18 protein-coding genes are annotated in these 18,484 nt (G+C 66.9%); 13 read left to right on the top strand and 5 right to left on the bottom strand.

Annotated elements, in window-relative coordinates; genetic code table 11:
• The first annotated feature begins 231 nt into the window (after positions 1–231).
• A complete protein-coding gene (locus R2733_01135) occupies positions 232–2,478 on the top strand; it encodes an EAL domain-containing protein (GenBank protein MEZ5375084.1) in 2,247 nt (748 codons plus the stop codon).
• Positions 2,479–3,224: 746 nt separating this feature from the next.
• Here R2733_01135 and R2733_01130 read toward each other — a convergent pair.
• Positions 3,225–3,419, bottom strand: a complete 195-nt coding sequence (locus tag R2733_01130) for a hypothetical protein (protein ID MEZ5375083.1) — start codon at positions 3,417–3,419, stop codon at positions 3,225–3,227.
• Positions 3,420–3,507: 88 nt separating this feature from the next.
• Here R2733_01130 and R2733_01125 point away from each other — a divergent pair, with 88 nt between their 5' ends.
• Positions 3,508–3,786, top strand: a complete 279-nt coding sequence (locus R2733_01125; GenBank protein ID MEZ5375082.1) for a hypothetical protein — start codon at positions 3,508–3,510, stop codon at positions 3,784–3,786.
• Positions 3,787–3,855: 69 nt separating this feature from the next.
• On the top strand, positions 3,856–4,344 hold the full coding sequence (locus tag R2733_01120) for a VOC family protein (protein ID MEZ5375081.1): 489 nt from the start codon (positions 3,856–3,858) through the stop codon (positions 4,342–4,344).
• Here R2733_01120 and R2733_01115 read toward each other — a convergent pair.
• Positions 4,310–4,474, bottom strand: a complete 165-nt coding sequence (locus tag R2733_01115) for a hypothetical protein (GenBank protein ID MEZ5375080.1) — start codon at positions 4,472–4,474, stop codon at positions 4,310–4,312. The two genes, R2733_01120 and R2733_01115, sit on opposite strands and share 35 nt — an antisense overlap.
• 725 nt (positions 4,475–5,199) lie before the next feature.
• Between R2733_01115 and R2733_01110 the strand changes: the two genes are divergently transcribed.
• The 3 genes from R2733_01110 (at position 5,200) to R2733_01100 (ending at position 7,713) form a co-directional block, all read left to right on the top strand.
• Positions 5,200–5,970 (top strand): DUF2271 domain-containing protein, encoded by a 771-nt coding sequence (locus R2733_01110; protein ID MEZ5375079.1) that lies wholly within the window; start codon positions 5,200–5,202, stop codon positions 5,968–5,970.
• Positions 5,971–5,975: 5 nt separating this feature from the next.
• Complete coding sequence (locus R2733_01105; protein MEZ5375078.1) at positions 5,976–6,695, top strand: PepSY-associated TM helix domain-containing protein; 720 nt, start codon at positions 5,976–5,978, stop codon at positions 6,693–6,695.
• A gap of 127 nt (positions 6,696–6,822) precedes the next feature.
• A complete protein-coding gene (locus tag R2733_01100) occupies positions 6,823–7,713 on the top strand; it encodes a hypothetical protein (GenBank protein ID MEZ5375077.1) in 891 nt (296 codons plus the stop codon).
• 96 nt (positions 7,714–7,809) lie between these two features.
• Here the strand turns inward: R2733_01100 and R2733_01095 are convergent, their stop codons facing one another.
• Positions 7,810–8,781: an FAD:protein FMN transferase gene (locus tag R2733_01095; protein ID MEZ5375076.1), complete on the bottom strand. Its 972-nt coding sequence runs from the start codon at positions 8,779–8,781 to the stop codon at positions 7,810–7,812.
• 261 nt (positions 8,782–9,042) lie between these two features.
• Here R2733_01095 and R2733_01090 point away from each other — a divergent pair, with 261 nt between their 5' ends.
• Both R2733_01090 and R2733_01085 read left to right on the top strand, forming a co-directional pair.
• Complete coding sequence (locus R2733_01090; GenBank protein ID MEZ5375075.1) at positions 9,043–9,729, top strand: response regulator transcription factor; 687 nt, start codon at positions 9,043–9,045, stop codon at positions 9,727–9,729.
• A 13-nt stretch (positions 9,730–9,742) separates the two neighbouring features.
• On the top strand, positions 9,743–11,164 hold the full coding sequence (locus R2733_01085) for an ATP-binding protein (GenBank protein ID MEZ5375074.1): 1,422 nt from the start codon (positions 9,743–9,745) through the stop codon (positions 11,162–11,164).
• Positions 11,165–11,173: 9 nt separating this feature from the next.
• Here the strand turns inward: R2733_01085 and R2733_01080 are convergent, their stop codons facing one another.
• Positions 11,174–11,806, bottom strand: coding sequence for a helix-turn-helix domain-containing protein (locus tag R2733_01080; protein ID MEZ5375073.1), 633 nt, complete (start codon positions 11,804–11,806; stop codon positions 11,174–11,176).
• Positions 11,807–11,919: 113 nt separating this feature from the next.
• On the opposite strand from R2733_01080, the gene R2733_01075 reads away from it, so the two are divergent.
• The 4 genes from R2733_01075 (at position 11,920) to R2733_01060 (ending at position 17,291) form a co-directional block, all read left to right on the top strand.
• Entirely contained in the window at positions 11,920–13,701 is a 1,782-nt protein-coding gene (locus tag R2733_01075) for an alpha/beta fold hydrolase (protein MEZ5375072.1), read from the top strand.
• A gap of 116 nt (positions 13,702–13,817) precedes the next feature.
• A complete protein-coding gene (locus R2733_01070; protein MEZ5375071.1) occupies positions 13,818–14,681 on the top strand; it encodes an alpha/beta fold hydrolase in 864 nt (287 codons plus the stop codon).
• A 73-nt stretch (positions 14,682–14,754) separates the two neighbouring features.
• A complete protein-coding gene (locus R2733_01065) occupies positions 14,755–16,389 on the top strand; it encodes an alpha/beta fold hydrolase (protein ID MEZ5375070.1) in 1,635 nt (544 codons plus the stop codon).
• A gap of 107 nt (positions 16,390–16,496) precedes the next feature.
• Positions 16,497–17,291 carry a lysophospholipid acyltransferase family protein gene (locus R2733_01060; GenBank protein ID MEZ5375069.1) on the top strand — a complete coding sequence of 265 codons (795 nt, stop codon included), beginning with the start codon at positions 16,497–16,499 and terminating at the stop codon, positions 17,289–17,291.
• A 42-nt stretch (positions 17,292–17,333) separates the two neighbouring features.
• Here R2733_01060 and R2733_01055 read toward each other — a convergent pair whose 3' ends face one another.
• Entirely contained in the window at positions 17,334–17,759 is a 426-nt protein-coding gene (locus R2733_01055; protein MEZ5375068.1) for a CBS domain-containing protein, read from the bottom strand.
• 140 nt (positions 17,760–17,899) lie between these two features.
• On the opposite strand from R2733_01055, the gene R2733_01050 reads away from it, so the two are divergent.
• Positions 17,900–18,457, top strand: coding sequence for a hypothetical protein (locus tag R2733_01050; protein ID MEZ5375067.1), 558 nt, complete (start codon positions 17,900–17,902; stop codon positions 18,455–18,457).
• The last annotated feature ends 27 nt before the right edge of the window (positions 18,458–18,484 follow it).

Raw genomic sequence — 18,484 nt, 5'->3', positions numbered from 1 at the left:
AGCCAACTCTCGGCCCAGGAGCCCACTTCTGGGCTGGAGAGCCGAGAGTTCGGATCCAGCGGGCTCGTCAGCCGAGAGTTCGGGTCTTGGACGGCCAGTGAAGTGGGTTTGCCCACGCCGAGTGGGCTGGTCGACTCGTATCGGATCGCTCACTCATGGCGCGTTGCGTGCATCCGATGCTTCGTCGAATGGCGTCGCTGGGCGTCGACTCGAGATCGTCGGAGGTGGGACATGGGAGGGAAGCGCATCAGTTCGCTCGTGGTCCCCGGCGCGTTCGCGCTCTTCGCCGTGTCGATGGTCTTCGCCATCCACTCCACGATCGAAGCGGTCGAGGAAGACCGAGCGGCGACGGCGGCCATGGAACTTCGGATGGCCGCTACCGCGGTCGACCACGCCGATGAGGTGCACCGGCTCGGCGGCTCGTATTCGAACGACGAACTCATGATGTCGGTCCAGATGCTGGGACATCACCGAGCTGAGGCGCTGCACGCCCTCGAGCCGGCCGAGCTGGCAGAGGCCGACCTCCTCCTCGACGAGATCGCGAATCATGGAACATCGCTGCTCGGCGAAGGTCATGTCGACGAAACCGACCACGACCACAACCGTCTGCAGGAACTGTTGGCGACGGCAACCGAGCGATCATCCGATGACGCCATCGCTGCCGAACGTGGCGCGGCCCTGGCCCTGGGACTGACCTCGCTGGTCATGGTCCTCGTGGTGTGGGTCGTCACGCGGTCGCGGTCAAGGGCACTCCACGCTCGCGAGGTGGCCATTGCTCAGCATCGGGCGGGCCAGCGCTTCGAGGTCCTGCTCAACGATTCGCCCGACATCCTCGTCGTGATCGACAGCAACGACCGAGTCAGCTACCGCTCACAATCGAGTGCGGTCTTGCTGGGCCCGACCTGCGAGATGCTCGATGACCTCGTCGAGCTGGCGCCTCGGCGGATGCAAAGCGCGCTGCGCGACCACCTGCACCACGCCGAGGTGGACCGAGCGTCAGAAGTGTTCCAGCTGCGGTGCGGCGGTTCGACCGAACAGGCAGACACGGGTGGCTGGTTCGACATCCGCATCTCCGACCTCGCCGATGACCCGCTGGTGGCAGGCCGCCTCGTCACGATCCGCGAGGTGACGAGCGAGGTCGAGCTGCGGGCCGAACTCGAGCACCAGGCAACCACCGACCTCTTGACGGGACTGCCGAACCGCCGGGCCCTCGCTCCGGAATTGGACAAGGCCACCGCCATGGTCGATCAGGGCGGCTCGACGATGGCCGTGATGAACCTCGACATCGACGGCTTCAAGATGATCAACGACACGCTCGGGCATCTGGCCGGCGACGAGCTGCTGGTGCAGGTCGCTGCTCGTCTCCGCAACGTCACCCGCGAGGGCGAGACGATCTTGCGACTCGGCGGCGACGAGTTCATCCTGATCGTCCCCAGCATCTCGGGAAGTGCGGCCGCCGAGGTGACGGCGACTCGACTGTTGAACGTCTTGCGTGAACCCTTCCTGCTGGGGGAGCGGGTCGAGCACGTTCGAACGAGCATTGGCATCGCAACCACCGACGATGCCGACCAAGTGACGCACCTGATGAGTCGGGCCGACATCGCGCTGTACGAGGCAAAGAAGCAGGGCGGCGATCAGGTGATCATGTTCGAAGAAGGCCTCGAGTCGACGACGATGCGACGCGATCAGCTCGCTCGGGCGCTGCGGGATGCCGTGTACGACGACGAGTTCCGTCTGGTCTACCAACCGATCGTGTCGACCGAGACCGGTGCCATCTCGTCGCTGGAGGCGTTGTTGCGCTGGTCCAGCCCACCGCTGGGCGAGGTGTTTCCCGACGAGTTCATCCCGATCGCCGAGGTGACCGGGGAGATCTGCGCACTGGGCATGTGGGTGTTCGATGCCGTCTGCGCTCAGCTGGCCGAGTGGGTCGACGCCGGCATGGACCCGACGATTGCGCTGTCGGTCAACGTGTCGCCTCGTCAGCTGGTCGAGGAGCAGGTCGCGTCGAACATGCTCGACATTGCACGCCACCACCACGTCGACCCGACGAGGATCGTCATCGAGATCACCGAGTCGGCGGCGCTCGACTACAGCGGGAACGTGCAGCGCAGGATCGAGCAACTGCGAGCTGTCGGCTTCCGGATCTCGATCGACGACTTCGGAGCCGGCTACTCGAACCTCGGGCGTCTGCTCTCGGTGCCGTTCGACATCATCAAGATCGATCGTTCACTGCTGCTCATGCTGTCGGCCATGCGGGCCCAGGCGGGCGGAGATCCGACCGGCCCGTGCGCGATCCTCGAGTCGATCGTGACGATCGCCGGCATTCTTGGCGTGCCGGTGGTGTGTGAGGGTGTCGAGACCGAGGATCAGCTCACCTCGCTTCGGGCGTCGGGCATCAGCCACGTCCAGGGGTATCTCACCGGCCGGCCCTCGGCACCCGCGGTCGTTGCGCCGATGCTGCAGCTCCAGGCCGATTGAACGGTGGCCGTGCCCGCCAGGACGCGGCTTCAACACTCGTCTGTATCCAGTGAGTACCGGACGGCGAGAGTGCCGCTCCGGCCGGACACGATGGTGCCATCGGAACGGTCACGACCGACTTCAGCGGTGAGGTGGCGCTTGGCACGGGTGCGAGCGGCGGGATGAGACGAGCCATCGCGCTGGCGTTTGCCGAAGCGGGCGCCAAGGTCGTGATGGGTGACCAACTCGTTCCGCCCCCACCACGATCAACCCGCGTGCCCGGCGTCGAAGGACGCGGTGATCGGGCTCACCCACAGCGCTGCCTACGACTGCACCGGGACGGGCATCAGCGTGAACCTCATGGTCATGAACCCCAAAGCCGGGAACCTCATCCGCATCCCCAACGCCATCGACCAGCTCGCCACCTCACCTCGTCACCCGCTCCGACGGATCATCAGTTCGCGGCATCGTCCACACCGCCGAAGTGTTCGCCGACGTCGTCCGAGACGGCCTCAACCTCACCTTGGAGTGAGTACTGGATCGCCCGGTGTCAGGCTGCTCACAGCCCACGCTCACCGACTCGAGCTCCGGGTCCGCGGCAAGGTTCCCGCTGACACTGATGATTCCCGCCGTGATGGCCGTCCTTTCAACATGCGACGGAAACCATTCCCGCCACTCCACCAACGGTCCGGACAAAGCTGATACTCAACAGCTAGCACACGACCAACGAGCCTGTTCGAACGGCCAACGGACCGTCGACAGAGCATTCAGCCCAAGTGCAGACCGGCGTTCGCCGTCGAAAGGTCCGAGGCAACCTGGGCGGCACGATCCGGATGGGCATGGAGGAGGGCGACCCGGTGGGCGGCCGCGACCGTGGCGTGACGCTCGAGAAGATTGCGGGCCAGCTGATCCCAGCGAACGGCGGTCTCGCTGCGGAGGACTGAACCACTCGTGGCAGGCACGGGCAAGGTGATTGTGAGCGGCGAACAACGGCGATGGGCAGGTCGCTTTGCTCTCCGTCGCACGACATGCGGCACCTACCGTTGCCGGATGGACGAACTCGGAGACTTCACACATGACGCGCTGATCCGGGAACTGTGGACGGTGGACACCGACGTCGTCGACGGCACACCCATCACCCAGATCGCCTTCATCGGCGGCCCCTCCGACACTGCGTTCCGGATCCTCGGCGCCGTCGGCCAAGCATTCACTGATCACCTCCTCGACGGCGACCACGACCTCCTCACCTTCGACGCCAACCACGTCTCGGTCGACGCAGCAACCGCCGTCCTCGACCGCGCCTTCGCCGAAGCCACATCGCAGACCTGACCAACCACGGGCTGCTGCGGTACCGGCCTGCCAGTGGGATGTCGGTTGGGTCGCGGCAGAGTGGAATCGATGATCGAACGCGCTGGGCTGGCCGCCCTTCGGAACCTCGACTGCACGATGCTGCTGTGCAACGAGATCGAACCGATGCGGTCGTTCTACGTGGACCTCCTCGGTCTCGACGTGCAACGAGAGATCGCCGGCCGCTACCTCGAGCTGCGAATCGGCGCTACCACGCTGGCGTTCCGGCTCCGGACCCGGCCCTACGACGGCGCGGCCCCGGTCAACACTGCCGGATCGGTCCAACTCGCGTTCCGAGTCCCGCCACCTGATGTCGAGGTCGCAGCAGCCCAGCTGATCGAGCACGGCGTCGAACTCCTCGAACCCGTACGCGACCTCCCCGACTTCGGTCACCGGGTCCTGTTCTTCGCCGACCCAGATCACAACGTGATCGAGATCTACGGCGAATCTGAAGACCATCCCCGCGCTGCAGCGCCCAGGCTCGCAGCCCATGGCGGGCGGCAGGTCAGGTCAAGTGAAGGGCACGGTTGGCGGCGGTGAGGTCGTTGGCGACCTGGGCGGCCCGGTCCGGGTGGCCTTGGGCGTGCAGGAGGGCGATCCAGTGGGCGGCCGCCACCGTGATCCTCGCACCAATGATCGTCTCGACACTCGATTCGCCCGAGAGTGTCACAGGCGACCGTGACCTTGGGCCCTTCGGTGATTTGGTCAGGGCTGTCACGCTGTACCGGGCAGCGAGCGTGGCCGCCGAACCGGATCCAGCGTTCGAATACCAGGGTGCACACACAATTGCGCCCACGACAACGGCGGACCTGAACGAGCTCGCAGATCTCGCGTCGTGTCGACCTTCGACCTAGCAGGGCTGCCCCAACCGGCGACCTGATCCGGACGGTCAGCCACTCGATCTGCCGTTCCCGACCGAAAGCGCCGCCAGTCTTCCTGCGGCTACCTCGTCCTCATCGACGGCGAGACCGCACACGCGGCATGACCGACACTCAACCCGTCCGTCACCACGGGGAACTCCACACTCGGGACTGCCGTTGGCGCAACACCAAAACGCGCGAGCGTCCGAATTCCTCGACACTCAACGCCGAGAACGTGCGCGCGTCGGAGCCGAGAAGGTCACTGTTTGGGGCCGCACCGACGCGCATGCTCGATCCAGCGACGCAGTGAACTTGTGAATGAATACAGAAACGTCGAGTCACACTTCACACCTTCTCGTGGTAGCCCAGGCCGAAACGCCGGACAGATGGGGGATCGCGGGCCATGTCTTGCGCCTTGAAGCGCTGACGTGAGGTCCTGCAGCGCCACGCGGGCGGAGTGTGGCAGCTGCCACCTTCGGCGAGGTCTCGGCGAGCTCTCAGGCGGTTCTCAGGAATCGTCCGTAGCTTGACCCCCATGACCTCCCGCGTTACTTCCCCCCAACAGCAGTCGCGCTATCTCGAAGCGCTGAAGCGCACGTCGGCCGCCCGTTCGGTCGTCGGCCGTTCTGCGGCCGCCGGTGCCATGCTCGTCCTGCCGCTTGCTGCGTGCTCGAACAACGACGAGGCCACCTTTGCCTCGGCCGAGACGACCGCCACCACGGCGTCGGCCGAAGCGAGTGAGACCACCGCAGCTGGCGCTGCTGACACCACGATCACCACCATCGACGGCACCACGACAACGCTCGCCCGTGCCGCCGAGACGACTGCGGCTGCCGAAGCGACGACGACCGGCGCGGTGTTCCCCAGCGGTGCGGAACTGCTCGTCGACTTCACCTATGAAGCATCGGGGTCGGGTCGCATCCTGAATCCGTACATCGCCGTGTGGATCGAGGACGCCGACGGCAACCTCGTCAAGACGATCAGCCTCTGGTACGAGCAGTCGGGCAAGGGCGCCAAGTACCTGAACCACCTCCAGGGATGGGCTGCCGCCACCGGCCAGACGGTCGACGAGTCGACCTCCGGTGCCACCCGAGTCGCAGGCAGCTACACCGTCGCCTGGGACGGCACCGACGACAGCGGCAACCTGGTTGCTCAAGGGGACTACGTGCTCAACATCGAGGCGTCCCGCGAACACGGCCCCTACGAATTGATCAGCGAGACCATCTCGGTGACCGACGCCGGATTCTCCGTCGAGCTGACCCCCAACGGTGAACTGACCGCTGCCTCCGCCACACTCTCGGTGTGAACGAGATGACTCCGCCGGACACCGACGCCCCGCTCGCCACGATCATCGACGAGTCCGTGCCGACGAGGCCGCCAAGCACCACCGACCGTCGAGCGGCGCTGGCAGAGCTTCGTCAACAACGGCCGTCCCGCAAGAACACGACCCATCGGATCGCGCGCTGGCTGCATGTGTACACGAGCATGATCGCCCTGCTGATCGTGCTGTTCTTCGCCGTCACCGGGATCACACTGAATCATCCGACGTGGGTCTTCGGTGACGAGGCGAGCGAGACGCTCGAGTCGGGCACGCTGCCGTTTGCGACCACGACCGACGACGGCAACGTCGATTGGCTGTCGATCGCCGAGTACGTGCGGACCACCTACGACGTGAAGGGCAGCGTCGACAACTTCTCGACCACGGGCAGCGGCGATACCGCAAGCGGTGTCATCGTGTTCCTCAACCCCGGGTACTCGGCCGACCTCAACTTCGACCTGGCATCGGGTGACTACGACCTGCGGATCACTCAGCAGGGCATCGTCGCGGTCATGAACGACCTCCACAAGGGCCGCGATGCCGGAAGTGGATGGAAGTGGGTGATCGACGTGTCGGCCGGGTTCCTCGTGCTGATCTCGTTGACCGGCTTGGTCATGCAGTTCTTCCTGCGCAAGCGGCGCCGCTCCGCTCTCACGATCGCCGTGCTCGGTGGAGCGGTCTCGATCGCACTGATGCTGGTCACCCTGGCCTGAGTCCGCCGCTGCGAGTGCCGGGCCGCCGATTCTCGGCAAACGCTCAGCCAACCCTCGGGGAGCCACGAGGTCGACTGGCGACGATGACAGCACTTCACCCGTTCCCTCCTTCCGACAGGACGACGCAATGACCAACAACCTCGACCCCATCGAAACGCTCCTCGATCACGACGATCACGACGACTTCGGTGGGCTGCACCGAGATCTCCCGCACGTGCTGGGCCGGCGTCGGGCGCTGCAGTGGATCGGCGGGCTCAGCCTGGCCGGCGTCCTCACCGCCTGCGGCAGCGAGGCAAGCTCGAGCGGTTCGGCCACCACGTCGGCCACCACCGCCTCGACAGCCGCAGCCGACAGCGCGACGACGGCGACGACCGCTGCCACGGACTCGGCCGTCGAGGCCAGCGCGGGGGCCGAGATCCCCGACGAGACCGCCGGCCCGTATCCGGCTGATGGCTCGAACGGCCCCAACGCTCTGGGCGAAGCCGGCATCGAGCGTGCCGACATCACCACGAGCTTCGGTTCGCTGTCGGGTGCGGTCGATGGTGTCCCGGCGACGATCTCGTTCACCGTGGTCGACGCCGCCACCGGCGACCCGATGGTCGGTGCCGCGGTGTACGCCTGGCACTGCACGCCGGGCGGCCAGTACTCGATCTACGAGGTCACCGATCAGAACTACCTGCGGGGTGTCCAGGTCACCGACGCCGCCGGCCGTGTCAGCTTCACGTCGGTGTTCCCCGGCTGCTATGCCGGGCGGTGGCCCCATGTGCACTTCGAGGTGTACGAGAGCCTCGACACCGCAACGGCAGGGAGCCAGGCGATCAAGACCTCGCAGCTCGCGCTCCCGCAGGCCGACTGTGAGGCGGTCTATGCCGACAGCCGGTACGGCAACAGCACGCAGAATCTCGCTCGCCTCTCGCTGTCGACCGACAACGTGTTCAGCGACGGCTGGGAGGACCAGCTGGCGACCATCGCCACGTCGGGCGGCGCCTACACCGCGTCGCTGCTCGTTCGAGTCTGACCGTCGGCGCGGCACGATTCGGTACCTCTCCCGCCGGATCGTGACCGCCGCCCACCTCCGGGCGGACCATCGGGCGGCCGAGTCCTGGGGGTGCCGTCAGGACACCTCGAGGGCCGGCCATCCATGCGAATGCCATCGCTGTCCGGTGGAGTCGACGATCATCGCCTCGACCGAGTCGAGCGCCTCGATGAACTCGATGGCCCGGTCGGGCGGGAGGACCCCGGCGGCCGTCGCAACGACATCGGCGCTCTCAGCGTCGGGGCCGACCACACTGATCGATGCGATGGCGTCGACCGGATGCCCGGTGTGCGGGTCGAGGACGTGCCCGTACCAGTGGCCGTCGACTCGGAACCCACGGCGGGCCAGTCCGCTCGTCGCCAGTGCCGCGTTGTCGAGAGTGACCGTCGTGAGCGGCGGTTCGTTGTCGTAGGGGCGATGCGGGTTCTCGATCCCGACCCGCAGCGAGCCTGCGCCGCGGTGGGCCAGATCGCCGCCCGCATTGACCGACACCCACCATCGTTCGGCACCTGCCAGCTGCTCGGCGACCCGCTGAATCGCCCGATCGACGATGTAACCCTTGGCGATCGCGTTCAGGTTCATGGCGGAGCAGTCACCGACGACCGTGGGCTCGCCGTCGAGCATCGAGAACCGCGGCATCCGGATGGATGCGGCGATCGCCAGGAGTTCATCGTCGGCCGGTGGTCGACCATCGGCCTCGGCCCGCTTCCAGCGGTCGCTGAGCAGCCCGGCGAGCGGGTTGAAGCCGCCGCCGGACCGCTCCTGCCAGTCGAGCGTGGTGTGCAGGAGTTCGACCAACTCGGGTGCCGTTGCGGGTGTGTTGCCGGATCGCCAACGGCAGAAGACGCTCGCCGGGTCGTAGGCGCTGAAGACCTGCTGGAGTCGCTCGATCTCGGCGATGGCGGTCGAATGACAGGCATCGGCAACGGCGTCGACGTCGTCGACACCCTCGATCGCCACGCGGAGTTCGATGACGGTGCCGAGCAGCCCGCTCTCTCGGTAGATCGCCGGCCGGGCGTCGATCGGCTCGTTCGAAGTCGCGTCGCTCACCGACCCGCAGTCTAGAACCCCGACACCCGCCCGTTCTGTGCGTCAAACCCACCGCCAATCCCGTTCTGTGCGTCATTCGCGTCGTCTGCGGGAAGTTTGGCGCACAGAACGGGTGGAGGCGGTGACAATGACGCACAGAACGGGGGTGTTGAGGGCGCCTCGGGGTGGGTGCATTCTGGGGGGATGCGCGGCTGGTTCTCAGCGAACTCCCAGGGAACGCTGATTCACTAGGCCTCATGCGAGGACCACGGGGAGGCCGTCATGGCTGGTGAACATCTGCTGATCGTCGACGACGAGGACAACCTGCGTTCGATGCTGAGTGCGGCGCTCCGCCATCACGGGTTCGAGATCTCCACTGCGTCGAACGGTCGGGAAGCACTGGCCAGCGTCGGTGAGCTCGCGCCCGACCTCGTCGTACTCGACGTGATGATGCCCGAGCTGGATGGCTTCGAGGTGTGCCGACGGATGCGAGCTGAGAACAACAACACCCCTGTCCTCTTCCTCACCGCCAAGGATGGCACCGAGGACAAGGTCCGTGGGTTGACGCTTGGGGGAGATGACTACCTGCAAAAGCCGTTCAGCCTCGAAGAGCTCGTGGCCCGGGCAACCGCGGTGTTGCGACGGTCCGGCTCGATCAAGGACGACACCACGGTGTTGACGCTGGGCGATCTGTCGCTCGACGACGACGCCCACATCGTGCTCAAGGCGGGGGAGAGCGTGCACCTCTCACCGACCGAGTACAAGCTGCTCCGCTACTTGTTGGTCAATCAGGGTCGTGTGCTGTCGAAGGCGCAGATCCTCGACCATGTCTGGGAGTACGACTTCGATGGCGACGGGGGCATCGACGAGACCTACGTCGGCTACCTGCGACGCAAGGTCGACACGACCGAGCCCAAGCTGATCCAGACGATCCGAGGCGTGGGTTACACGATGCGGATCGAGCCATGAGCGGCGCGCCCCGATGAGACACCTCGACCTCCGCACCAGACTGCTGGCCGGGATCGGCCTGGTGGCCCTGCTGCAGGTCGTCGTTGGAGCGATCGTGGTGTCCGCCACCCGGAGCCAACTGATCGATCAGATCGATGCCCGGCTCGCCGTCGCGCAGGCACCCGACCGCAACGACGTCGGCGGGGGCTTCGACCGCAGCCTCGATCATCACGACACTCCCGACGCCGGTGGGAATCAGCCGCGTCCCTACGAACGTCTCGGCGATACCTACACCGGCGAACTCCTCACCGATGGCACGTTGTGGACGTTCTTCGCTCCCAACAGCACCGGCGTCGAGCTCCCGGCACCGTCGGTCGACCCCGATGTCGCTGCCGATGCAACCAAGGCGCCGGTGACCGTCTCGGCCGTCGAGGGCTCGACCAGCTATCGGGTGTCGGCCACACTGGCCCGATCCGGCGACTATTTCATCACGGCGATCCCGCTCGATGGCGTCGACGCCACGGTCGCCAGGGTCACCGCCGTCGTCGCCGCAACGGTGGCGGCCGTCGTCCTCGTCCTCGTGCTGGTGGCGCTCTGGGTCTTGCGGCTCGGCATCGCTCCGATCAAGCGGATGACCGCCACGGCCGGCGCTATTGCCGCCGGTGATCTGTCCGAACGCGTGGCCGACACCGACGAGCGCACCGAGGCTGGTCAGCTCGGCGCGGCGCTGAACACGATGCTCGGTCGTATCGAGGAGTCCTTCGACGAGCGCGTGCGAGCCGAGGAACGGCTTCGTCAGTTCATTGCCGATGCCTCACACGAGCTGCGGACGCCCGTGGCCACGATCCGGGGGTACGCCGAGCTCTACCGGAGTGGCGGGCTCGGCGAGCGTGATGATCTCGACGACGCCATGCGTCGCACCGAACAGGAGAGCCTCCGCATGAGCAGGCTGATCGGCGACATGCTCAATCTGGCACGGCTCGACCAGCACCCGACGCTGAACGCTCGGCCCGTCGATGTTGCGGCCCTTGTCGCCGACGCCGGTCGAGACGCTCAGGCAACGCAACCAGATCGCACGATCGATGTCGACGTGTCGGACACACCGCTGATGGTGCGAGGGGACGAGGACCTACTGCGGCAGGTGTTGGCCAACCTGGTCGGCAATGCGCTGGTGCATACCGACCACAGTGATCCGGTCCACCTGTCGGCCCGCCGGGTGGATGGGATCGTGCGCGTGCAGGTGCGCGACGAAGGTCCCGGCATGACGCCTGAGGTGGCGTCGCGCATCACCGAGCGGTTCTACCGGGCCGATGTGTCGCGGAGTCGGAACCGTGGCGGGAGCGGGCTGGGACTGGCCATAGCCGATGCCGCAGTGATCGCCCACGACGGTCGGCTGCGCGTCGAGAGTGCGCCCGGGGTCGGGACGACCTTCACCATCGAGCTGCCAGCGGGCTGAGCGGGCCCCTCAGGCCGCCATGGTTGCGGCGAGCGACTGGTCGACGATCGTGTCGATGTCGTTGGCGGAGGTGCCGAGCACTCGCAGGACGAGTCGCACCACGTCGGGCGCGTCGGCGGCGCTGGTCTCGCCCAACAACCGGGAGCGGATCGACTGGAGCGAGGTCCCGAGGACGGCGTTGGTGGCCGACTCGCCCGGCGTGATGTCGAAGCGCCCGGCCGCAACGCCCTCGGCGATCGCCTGATTGATCACGCCACGGATGCGGCCACGGAACCCCGGCAGTGTCGCCGCCAGACTGCCGAAGGCAGCTGCGGCCGCCGGCGCATCCTCGGCCATGTGCAGCAGTTGGATGACGCCGATGGCGACGCGGCGGGCGGGGTCGTGCTCGATCTCGTTGAGAGTGTCGCTGCTGATCTCCACGCCTCGGCCGAGGTCGTTTGCGATCGCCTCGATGATGTCGTCGATGGTGGGGAAGTGGTTGTAGAAGGTGCCGATCGCCACGCCCGCCTCCTTTGCGACCTGAGCGGCCGTCATGTGGCCGGGCCCGCGCTCGGCCAGCACGGCCATGCCGGCGTTGAGGAGGCGGCGGCGGGTCTGACGGCGTTTGCGGGGGTAGCCGACGGTGTCGAGGTCGATGCTCACGTCCACTGTTGTACTGCCGACAAAAATAAATGTCCAATCCAATATTGACTTCAGAGTGCAAAAATGTTTGAGTCATCCAATATTCGAGGGATCGACCATGAGGGGCATCGAGCATGAGTGACACCGCAACGGCAGGATCGAACGGCACGACGGCGCAGTCCGACAGCACCGCGCAGTCCGACAGCGCAGCGCAGTCCGACAGCACCGCGCAGTCCGACAACGCAGCGCAGACCGACAGCGAACTGATCAGCGCAACGATCGATGCGGTCACCAGCACCATTCCGGCCGGTCTCGGTGCCGATCAGGCGGCGGCTGCCGCCGGTCGGTTCGTCGAGACGGCGGTGAAGCAGCCGCAGGTGCTCGCCAAGCGAATGGCCAAGCTCGGCGTCGAGCAGGCCCGCATCCTGGCGGGGCGTTCGAACGTCGCCCCTGACGCCAAGGACCGTCGCTTTGCCGACGAGGCCTGGTCGTCGAACCCGGTCTACAAGCGTCTCGGCCAGTCCTACCTGGCGCTCGACGAGGCAATCCACGGCCTGGTCGCCGATCTCGAGATGGATCCGAAGTCCCGCCTGCGCAGCGAGTTCCTGGCCAACTTCGCAACCGACGCGCTCGCGCCGACCAACACCCTGCTCGGCAACCCGGCGGCGCTGAAGGAAGCGCGCCGCACCAAGGGTCGCAGCCTGGCCGACGGTGCCCGGCACGCGATGCACGATCTGAAGGCGAATGGCGGGATGCCGTCGATGGTCGACAGCCGCCCGTTCACACCGGGCGACTCGGTGGCGGCCACGCCGGGGGCGGTGGTCTTCCGCAACGAGGTCCTGGAATTGATCCAGTACACACCGACGACGGCCAAGGTCTACGAACGCCCGATGCTCGTGGTGCCGCCCCAGATCAACAAGTACTACGTGCTCGACCTGGCGCCCGGCCGCAGCCTGTTCGAGCATCTCGTCGGCAAAGGCCACCAGGTGTTTGCGATCAGCTGGCGCAACCCCGGTCCCGAGCACCGTGACTGGAACCTCGACACCTACGCCGCCGCCATCCTGGAGGCAATCGACGCCACCCTCGAGATCACCGGCGTCGACGACCTCAACATGCTCGGGGTCTGCGCCGGCGGGATCACCATGACCGGCCTGCTCGGGCATCTCGCCGCCGTCGGGGACGACCGGGTGCACTCGGCGAGCTACCTCGTGACGATCCTCGACTGGTCCGTTCCATCCACCGTGGGCACCATGATCTCCCAGCCGGTGATCGAAGCAGCGACCCGCCGCAGCCAGCGCCAGGGAATCCTCAAGGGAGAGGACCTCAGCCGCATCTTTGCCTGGCTCCGGCCGAACGACCTCGTCTGGAACTACGTCGTCAACAACTACCTCATGGGCAAGAATCCGCCCGCGTTCGACGTCCTGGCGTGGAACGGCGACACCACCAACCTCCCGGCCGGGCTCCACGCCGACTTCATGACCATGGCCAGCGACAACGCGATGACCGTGCCTGGTGCCGTCGAGGTGCTCGACACCTTGATCGACCTGGGGGCAATCGACTGCCCGAACTTCGTGGTGGGAGCGGTGACCGATCACATCACGCCGTGGGAGGCGTGCTACGAGACGGTGAACCTGCTCGGCGGCGACTCCGAGTTCGTCCTGAGTTCACAGGGACACATCCAGGCGCTGGTCAATCCGGCGGGCAATCCCAAGGGGAAGTACGAGGTCAACCCTGGATCGGCCGAGTCGGCCGAAGCGTGGCGGGCCGCCGCCACCGAGCACCAGGGCAGTTGGTGGGACCACTGGGCCAAGTGGCTGGCGCCGCACGGTGGCCGCAAGATCAATGCTCCCACCGAGGCCGGCAGCGAACAGCACGAGCCGTTGATGCCGGCCCCCGGCGCCTACGTGCTCCGCTGAGCGCGAGCGGCCGAGATGACCACGTCGTGGTCGTGCACCTGCGAGCACCGGCACGCCGAAGCGCTCGGGTGGAGTTGCCCGTTGCTTCTCACCGTCCGAGTGATTGACTGACGCCCGTGCTCGCTGCTGACGCCGCCATTCGTACGAAGTCGACCACCGTGTCGGTCGGACTCCAGCGCCTTCGGGTCACCGTCGAGCAACGTGGCGCCGGCCGCCCGCTGCTGCTCATCAACGGCATCGGCGCCACCGGCGACCTCTTCGACCCCCTCCGGCAGCACCTGCGAGATCGAGAGACGATCGCGTTCGACGCGCCTGGCGTCGGCGGAAGTCCCGGACCGCTCATGCCGTTCTCGATGCGCAGTGTTGCCGCCACAGTGGCGGGGTTGGTCGACGAACTCGGTCATGATCGGGTCGACGTCCTTGGCCTGAGCTGGGGCGGCGCGCTCGCTCAGGAACTCGCTCGGCGTCACCCGGAGGTCGTCCACCGGCTGATCCTGGTAGCCACCATGCCGGGCGTCACGAGCATCCCGGGGCGGCCGGCGGCCGTCGCCACGCTGATGTCGCCGGCCCGCTACTACTCACCGGAGTATCTCAAGCGGATCGCACCCACCCTGTACGGCGGAGCCATCCGCCAGCGCCCCGACCTGCTCGACGAGCATGCCAAGCAGCGGGCGGCTCGGCCTCCAAGTCAGCTCGGCTACCTCTACCAGCTCAGTGCGATCCAACGCTGGACGAGCTTGCCGTGGCTTCACAAGCTGCCCCAGCGGACGCTGGTCCTCGCAGGCGACGACGACCCGATCGTTCGCCTCACCAACGCTCGCCTGCTTGCGCATCGAATTCCCGATGCTCGCCTGCACGTGGTCGAGGGCGGTGGGCACCTGTTCCTCTTCACCCGGAGCGCCGAGATGGCCGACGTCATCGTCGACTTCCTCGACACCGGAGCGTCGAAGGCCCGTCGCCAACTCCGATCTCGAAGCTGAACCGGCGCAAGTTTCTCGCAGCGTTCACACCGGCGGAGCGAGCGAGACACGAGCGACTCCTACCGTCGCGTGCGTGGTCGTTCCCCTGCTCCTCCCTCGAACTGGACGCCGCTACCGGGCCGACCGTCGTCGACGCTCGAGCCCGAGCGCCGCGCTCCGGCTGCAAGCTCACGTCATCGAACTCGACGGTCGGCCGGTGGCGTACGCAACCGGCGGGCGTGGGCTACCCGTGCTCTTCCTCCACGGCTGGGGTCTCGACCATCGGGCGTACCATCGTCCGCTCCAGCAGCTGATGCTCAAGGGGTGTCGGGTGATTGCCCCGTCGTTGCCGGGGTTCGGCGGGACGGCGAGCCTGGCATCGGCCGACCTCTCGCTCGACGGCCACGCCAACTGGGTTGCCCGCTTTCTCACCGAGCTCGGCGAGCGCGAACCGTTCGTCGTTCTCGGGCACAGCTTTGGGGGCGGTGTCGCGACTCGTCTCGCCGCTGAGCATCCCATGTGGGCGTCGAGCCTCGTCCTGGTGAATTCGGTCGGCGATCCGACTGCCTTCGGGTTCCGGCTCGGCCCCCGTACTGCTCGACCGGTCGGCGGCCGGGGCCTCCCGGCAGCGCTCGCGCTGGTGTGGCCGTCGGAGGAGGGCGCCCAGGTGCGCCGCTACTCGGCCTATGCGGTGGAGAATCTGCTTCGTGATCCGGTCGCGGTGACTCGCACCGCCTGGCTGGCGCAGCGGGCCGATGTTCGTGCTGACCTCGAGCGCCTGGCGGCGACCGAGCTCGGTGTGACCGTGCTGTGGAGCGATCGTGACACCGTGATCCCGTACTCGGCCTTCGACACGTTCTGCCAGACCTTCGGGGCGAACGGCCATGTCGCGACCGGCGGCCACTCTTGGCTCCTCACCGAGCCCGACTCGTTCGCGCAGGTGTTGTCGAACCTGCTCGCTGTCGAGAGCGAGCGCCACCGGTCGGCATCGAGCGGCGCGACCACGGCCGAGTTGCAGACGTTGCTCGATGCCACCACCATCCCCGCTCGGACGAGGTCGAAGCTGCTCGACGGTCTGTCGCAACACTGGCTCCTCAGCGCGCCCGCCGATGTGCTGGCCGGCGATCTTTCGCTCTGCCACCCTCGGCTGGGCGACGACGAGGTGCGGGTGGTGGTCCGGCCGGTCGACGACGGCGCAGCGCACCGGCTCACGGTGCTGGCGGCGGATCGCCGCGGTCTGCTGGCCGACACCGCCGCCGTGCTGGCGGCCGAGGGACTGTCGGTGATCGACGCATCGGTCCAGACCTGGGCCGATCGGAGGCTGGCCATGCACTCGCTCACGGTCATGATCGACGACTCGCACTCGTCGTCGGATGCCATCGACCTGACGGCCGGTGGTGTCGACGACGAGCGGTGGGAACGAGTCGGATCCCGACTACGAGAGCCAAGCGCTGCGGCGTCTGATTCGTCGTCGTTCGTCGCCAAGGGAAAGGCGGAGGTGATCGTCACTGGCGAGGCCGACGGAGCAACCATCGTGAGTATCACCGCTCCTGACCGTCCGGGACTGCTCGGAGCGATCTGTCGCTGGTTCGCCGACCACGATGTCTCGGTGGATGCCGCCAGCGTGACGACGGTCGATTGGTCGGCGCACGACGTGTTCGTCGTGTCGGGCGATTTCGATGCCGACGAGCTGCGTCGAGCGCTCAGCGCCACCCGCCGCCGACACTGAACGAGGTTCAGCCGGGCGAGCGTCAGCCTTCATCGGCGCGACATCTCACCGAAACGTTCGGCATCTACCTTGGCGGCATCACATCGGTTCGACATCGGGAGAACAAGATGGACGTCCTGGTCAAGTGCACGGCAGCCGACGAGAACCGAGATCAGCACGAAGCGGGACGGAACCGGTCGAACCAGGTCTTCGATCGGGTCGGATCGCACTACTGGGCCGTCCGTCGAGCCACGGCCCCGATCCGGCACTGGTGGCTCGATACCACGTTGGTCGACGTCGGCAACGTGCCAGACGATGGCCCGGTGATCCTCGCAGCCAACCATCTGTCGTTCCTCGACTCGCCGCTGCTGATGTTCGGGCTCGATCGCCAGGTGACGATGCTCGGCAAGGCGGAGTACCTCCAGGGATGGGCGACCCGCCGGCTGTTCCCCTCGGCCGGGATGATCCCCGTCGATCGGTCCGGGCGCGGGCTCGTCGAGAGCCTGCGCCGGGCCGAGCGAGTCCTGACCACCGACGGCGTGGTCGGCATCTTTCCCGAGGGCACCCGAAGCCGAACCGGCGACCTGTACCGGGGTCGATCCGGCGTTGCACACCTGGCATTGAAGACCGGAGCTCCGATCGTGCCGGTCGGGATCATCGGTTCCGACGCTGTGCAGTCGCCCGACTCGAGACTTCCTCGATTCCGGGGAAGAGTGGAGCTGCGCTTCGGGTCGCCGATCGACATGGGCCCCTGGGTCGATCGGCCGAAGAATGCCGACACGAAGACCGAGATCACCGGCGCCGTCATGCGTTCGATCGCTGCGCTGTCGGGGCAGTACTACCGAGACGAGTTCGCTCCGATCCCCACCACGGATCCCGCCGCTCCGCTGCCCGATTCGATGCTGCACCCGGCGTTCGGTTGAGCGGGAGGGCGCAGGCGAACGCTCGCCACGGACGGCTGGGTCTCAGGTTCGGCTGGCACTGAGCAGCGCCTCGACGACATCGCGCATCGAAACGATCCCGAGCCGCTCGTCGTCTCGCACGACCAGGTGTCGGACGCCCGACACCATCATCAGCTCGGCGGCGTCGTCGACCGATCGGTCGGCGTCGATCTCGATGACCGGCATCGAGGCGAGGGCTGCCGCTGTCAGGTCGGTCGTGTCGAGCGCAACGGCTTGGACGATGTCACGTTCGGTCACGATGCCGAGTCGGCCATCGGGCATACGGACCGGGAGCGCGCTGCAGCCCAAACTGGTGAGCCGCTCGGCGACGAGAGCGAACGAGTCCGACGGCGATCCTTCGTGGACGGCGAAGGCCGCGAGCGAGCGCACGGGATCCGTGAGGCCCTCGGGGAGGAAGTACGAGAATCCGACCACGATCGTCTCCTTCATGAGCGCGACATCAACGGTCGCAGCGAACGACTCCATTCAACGGCTGGGCTCGTGGGCAGGCCAGGGACCTCGGTCCCTCATCGGTCCGAGCCCGGGCCTAGCCTTCACCTATTCGTCGTCCACGCCCGAGGAGCTCACTCGTGACCTCGACCGCATCGTCGGCCCTTCGACTGCTCCGCACCCTGTTGCCCGGACTCCTGCTCGTCACTGCCGCGTCGGGTTGCGGTGAGGATGCGACCCCACCCGACATCGCACGCGATGCCGGCATGTACGAGGTGGCGCTGGAGGAGCTCATCGCGACCTCCGGCGTCGAACTGGTCGAGGGATGGGCCGATCCCGTGGTCTTTGTCGAGGTGTTGGTCGAGGACGGGATCGACCTCGAGACCCAGGTGGCGGTGGTCGAGGACTTCGCCGAGGTCTACCGGATCCGCTTCGTCGACGAACTCGCCGAGGCGATCGAACTCGACGTCGCCGGGTTGCCGGCGCGTGAGGGCACGCTTCTGGTCGCCCTCGGCCCGATCGAGCCGGACGGCGAAGGCTATGTGCTGCACGCCGAGTACTACATCGCTGCCGACGATGCCGCCGCCTTCGAGTTCCACTTCGAGGACCATCGGCCGGCCGGATCGGACCAACCGGTCATGCGGCTGACCGACGAGCCCGTCGCCGTGGCGACCGAGCTGGTCGTCGAGCCGCTGTGAGTCGCCTTCGTCGCGGGCTCCATCCGC

This window comes from Acidimicrobiales bacterium (assembly GCA_041394265.1).
Taxonomy (GTDB): domain Bacteria; phylum Actinomycetota; class Acidimicrobiia; order Acidimicrobiales; family SZUA-35; genus JBBQUN01.
Note: the sequence above shows the minus strand (reverse complement) of the source record. Positions and strands in the feature narration are given on the sequence as shown.

Excerpts from the sequence above, each read along its gene's own strand:
- R2733_01135 (MEZ5375084.1), top strand. The coding sequence starts at position 232 with ATGGGAGGGAAGCGCATCAGTTCGCTCGTGGTCCCCGGCGCGTTCGCG.
- R2733_01125 (MEZ5375082.1), top strand. The coding sequence starts at position 3,508 with ATGGACGAACTCGGAGACTTCACACATGACGCGCTGATCCGGGAACTG.
- R2733_01120 (MEZ5375081.1), top strand. The coding sequence starts at position 3,856 with ATGATCGAACGCGCTGGGCTGGCCGCCCTTCGGAACCTCGACTGCACG.
- R2733_01110 (MEZ5375079.1), top strand. The coding sequence starts at position 5,200 with ATGACCTCCCGCGTTACTTCCCCCCAACAGCAGTCGCGCTATCTCGAA.
- R2733_01105 (MEZ5375078.1), top strand. The coding sequence starts at position 5,976 with ATGACTCCGCCGGACACCGACGCCCCGCTCGCCACGATCATCGACGAG.
- R2733_01100 (MEZ5375077.1), top strand. The coding sequence starts at position 6,823 with ATGACCAACAACCTCGACCCCATCGAAACGCTCCTCGATCACGACGAT.
- R2733_01090 (MEZ5375075.1), top strand. The coding sequence starts at position 9,043 with ATGGCTGGTGAACATCTGCTGATCGTCGACGACGAGGACAACCTGCGT.
- R2733_01085 (MEZ5375074.1), top strand. The coding sequence starts at position 9,743 with ATGAGACACCTCGACCTCCGCACCAGACTGCTGGCCGGGATCGGCCTG.
- R2733_01075 (MEZ5375072.1), top strand. The coding sequence starts at position 11,920 with ATGAGTGACACCGCAACGGCAGGATCGAACGGCACGACGGCGCAGTCC.
- R2733_01060 (MEZ5375069.1), top strand. The coding sequence starts at position 16,497 with ATGGACGTCCTGGTCAAGTGCACGGCAGCCGACGAGAACCGAGATCAG.
- R2733_01055 (MEZ5375068.1), bottom strand. The coding sequence starts at position 17,759 with ATGAAGGAGACGATCGTGGTCGGATTCTCGTACTTCCTCCCCGAGGGC.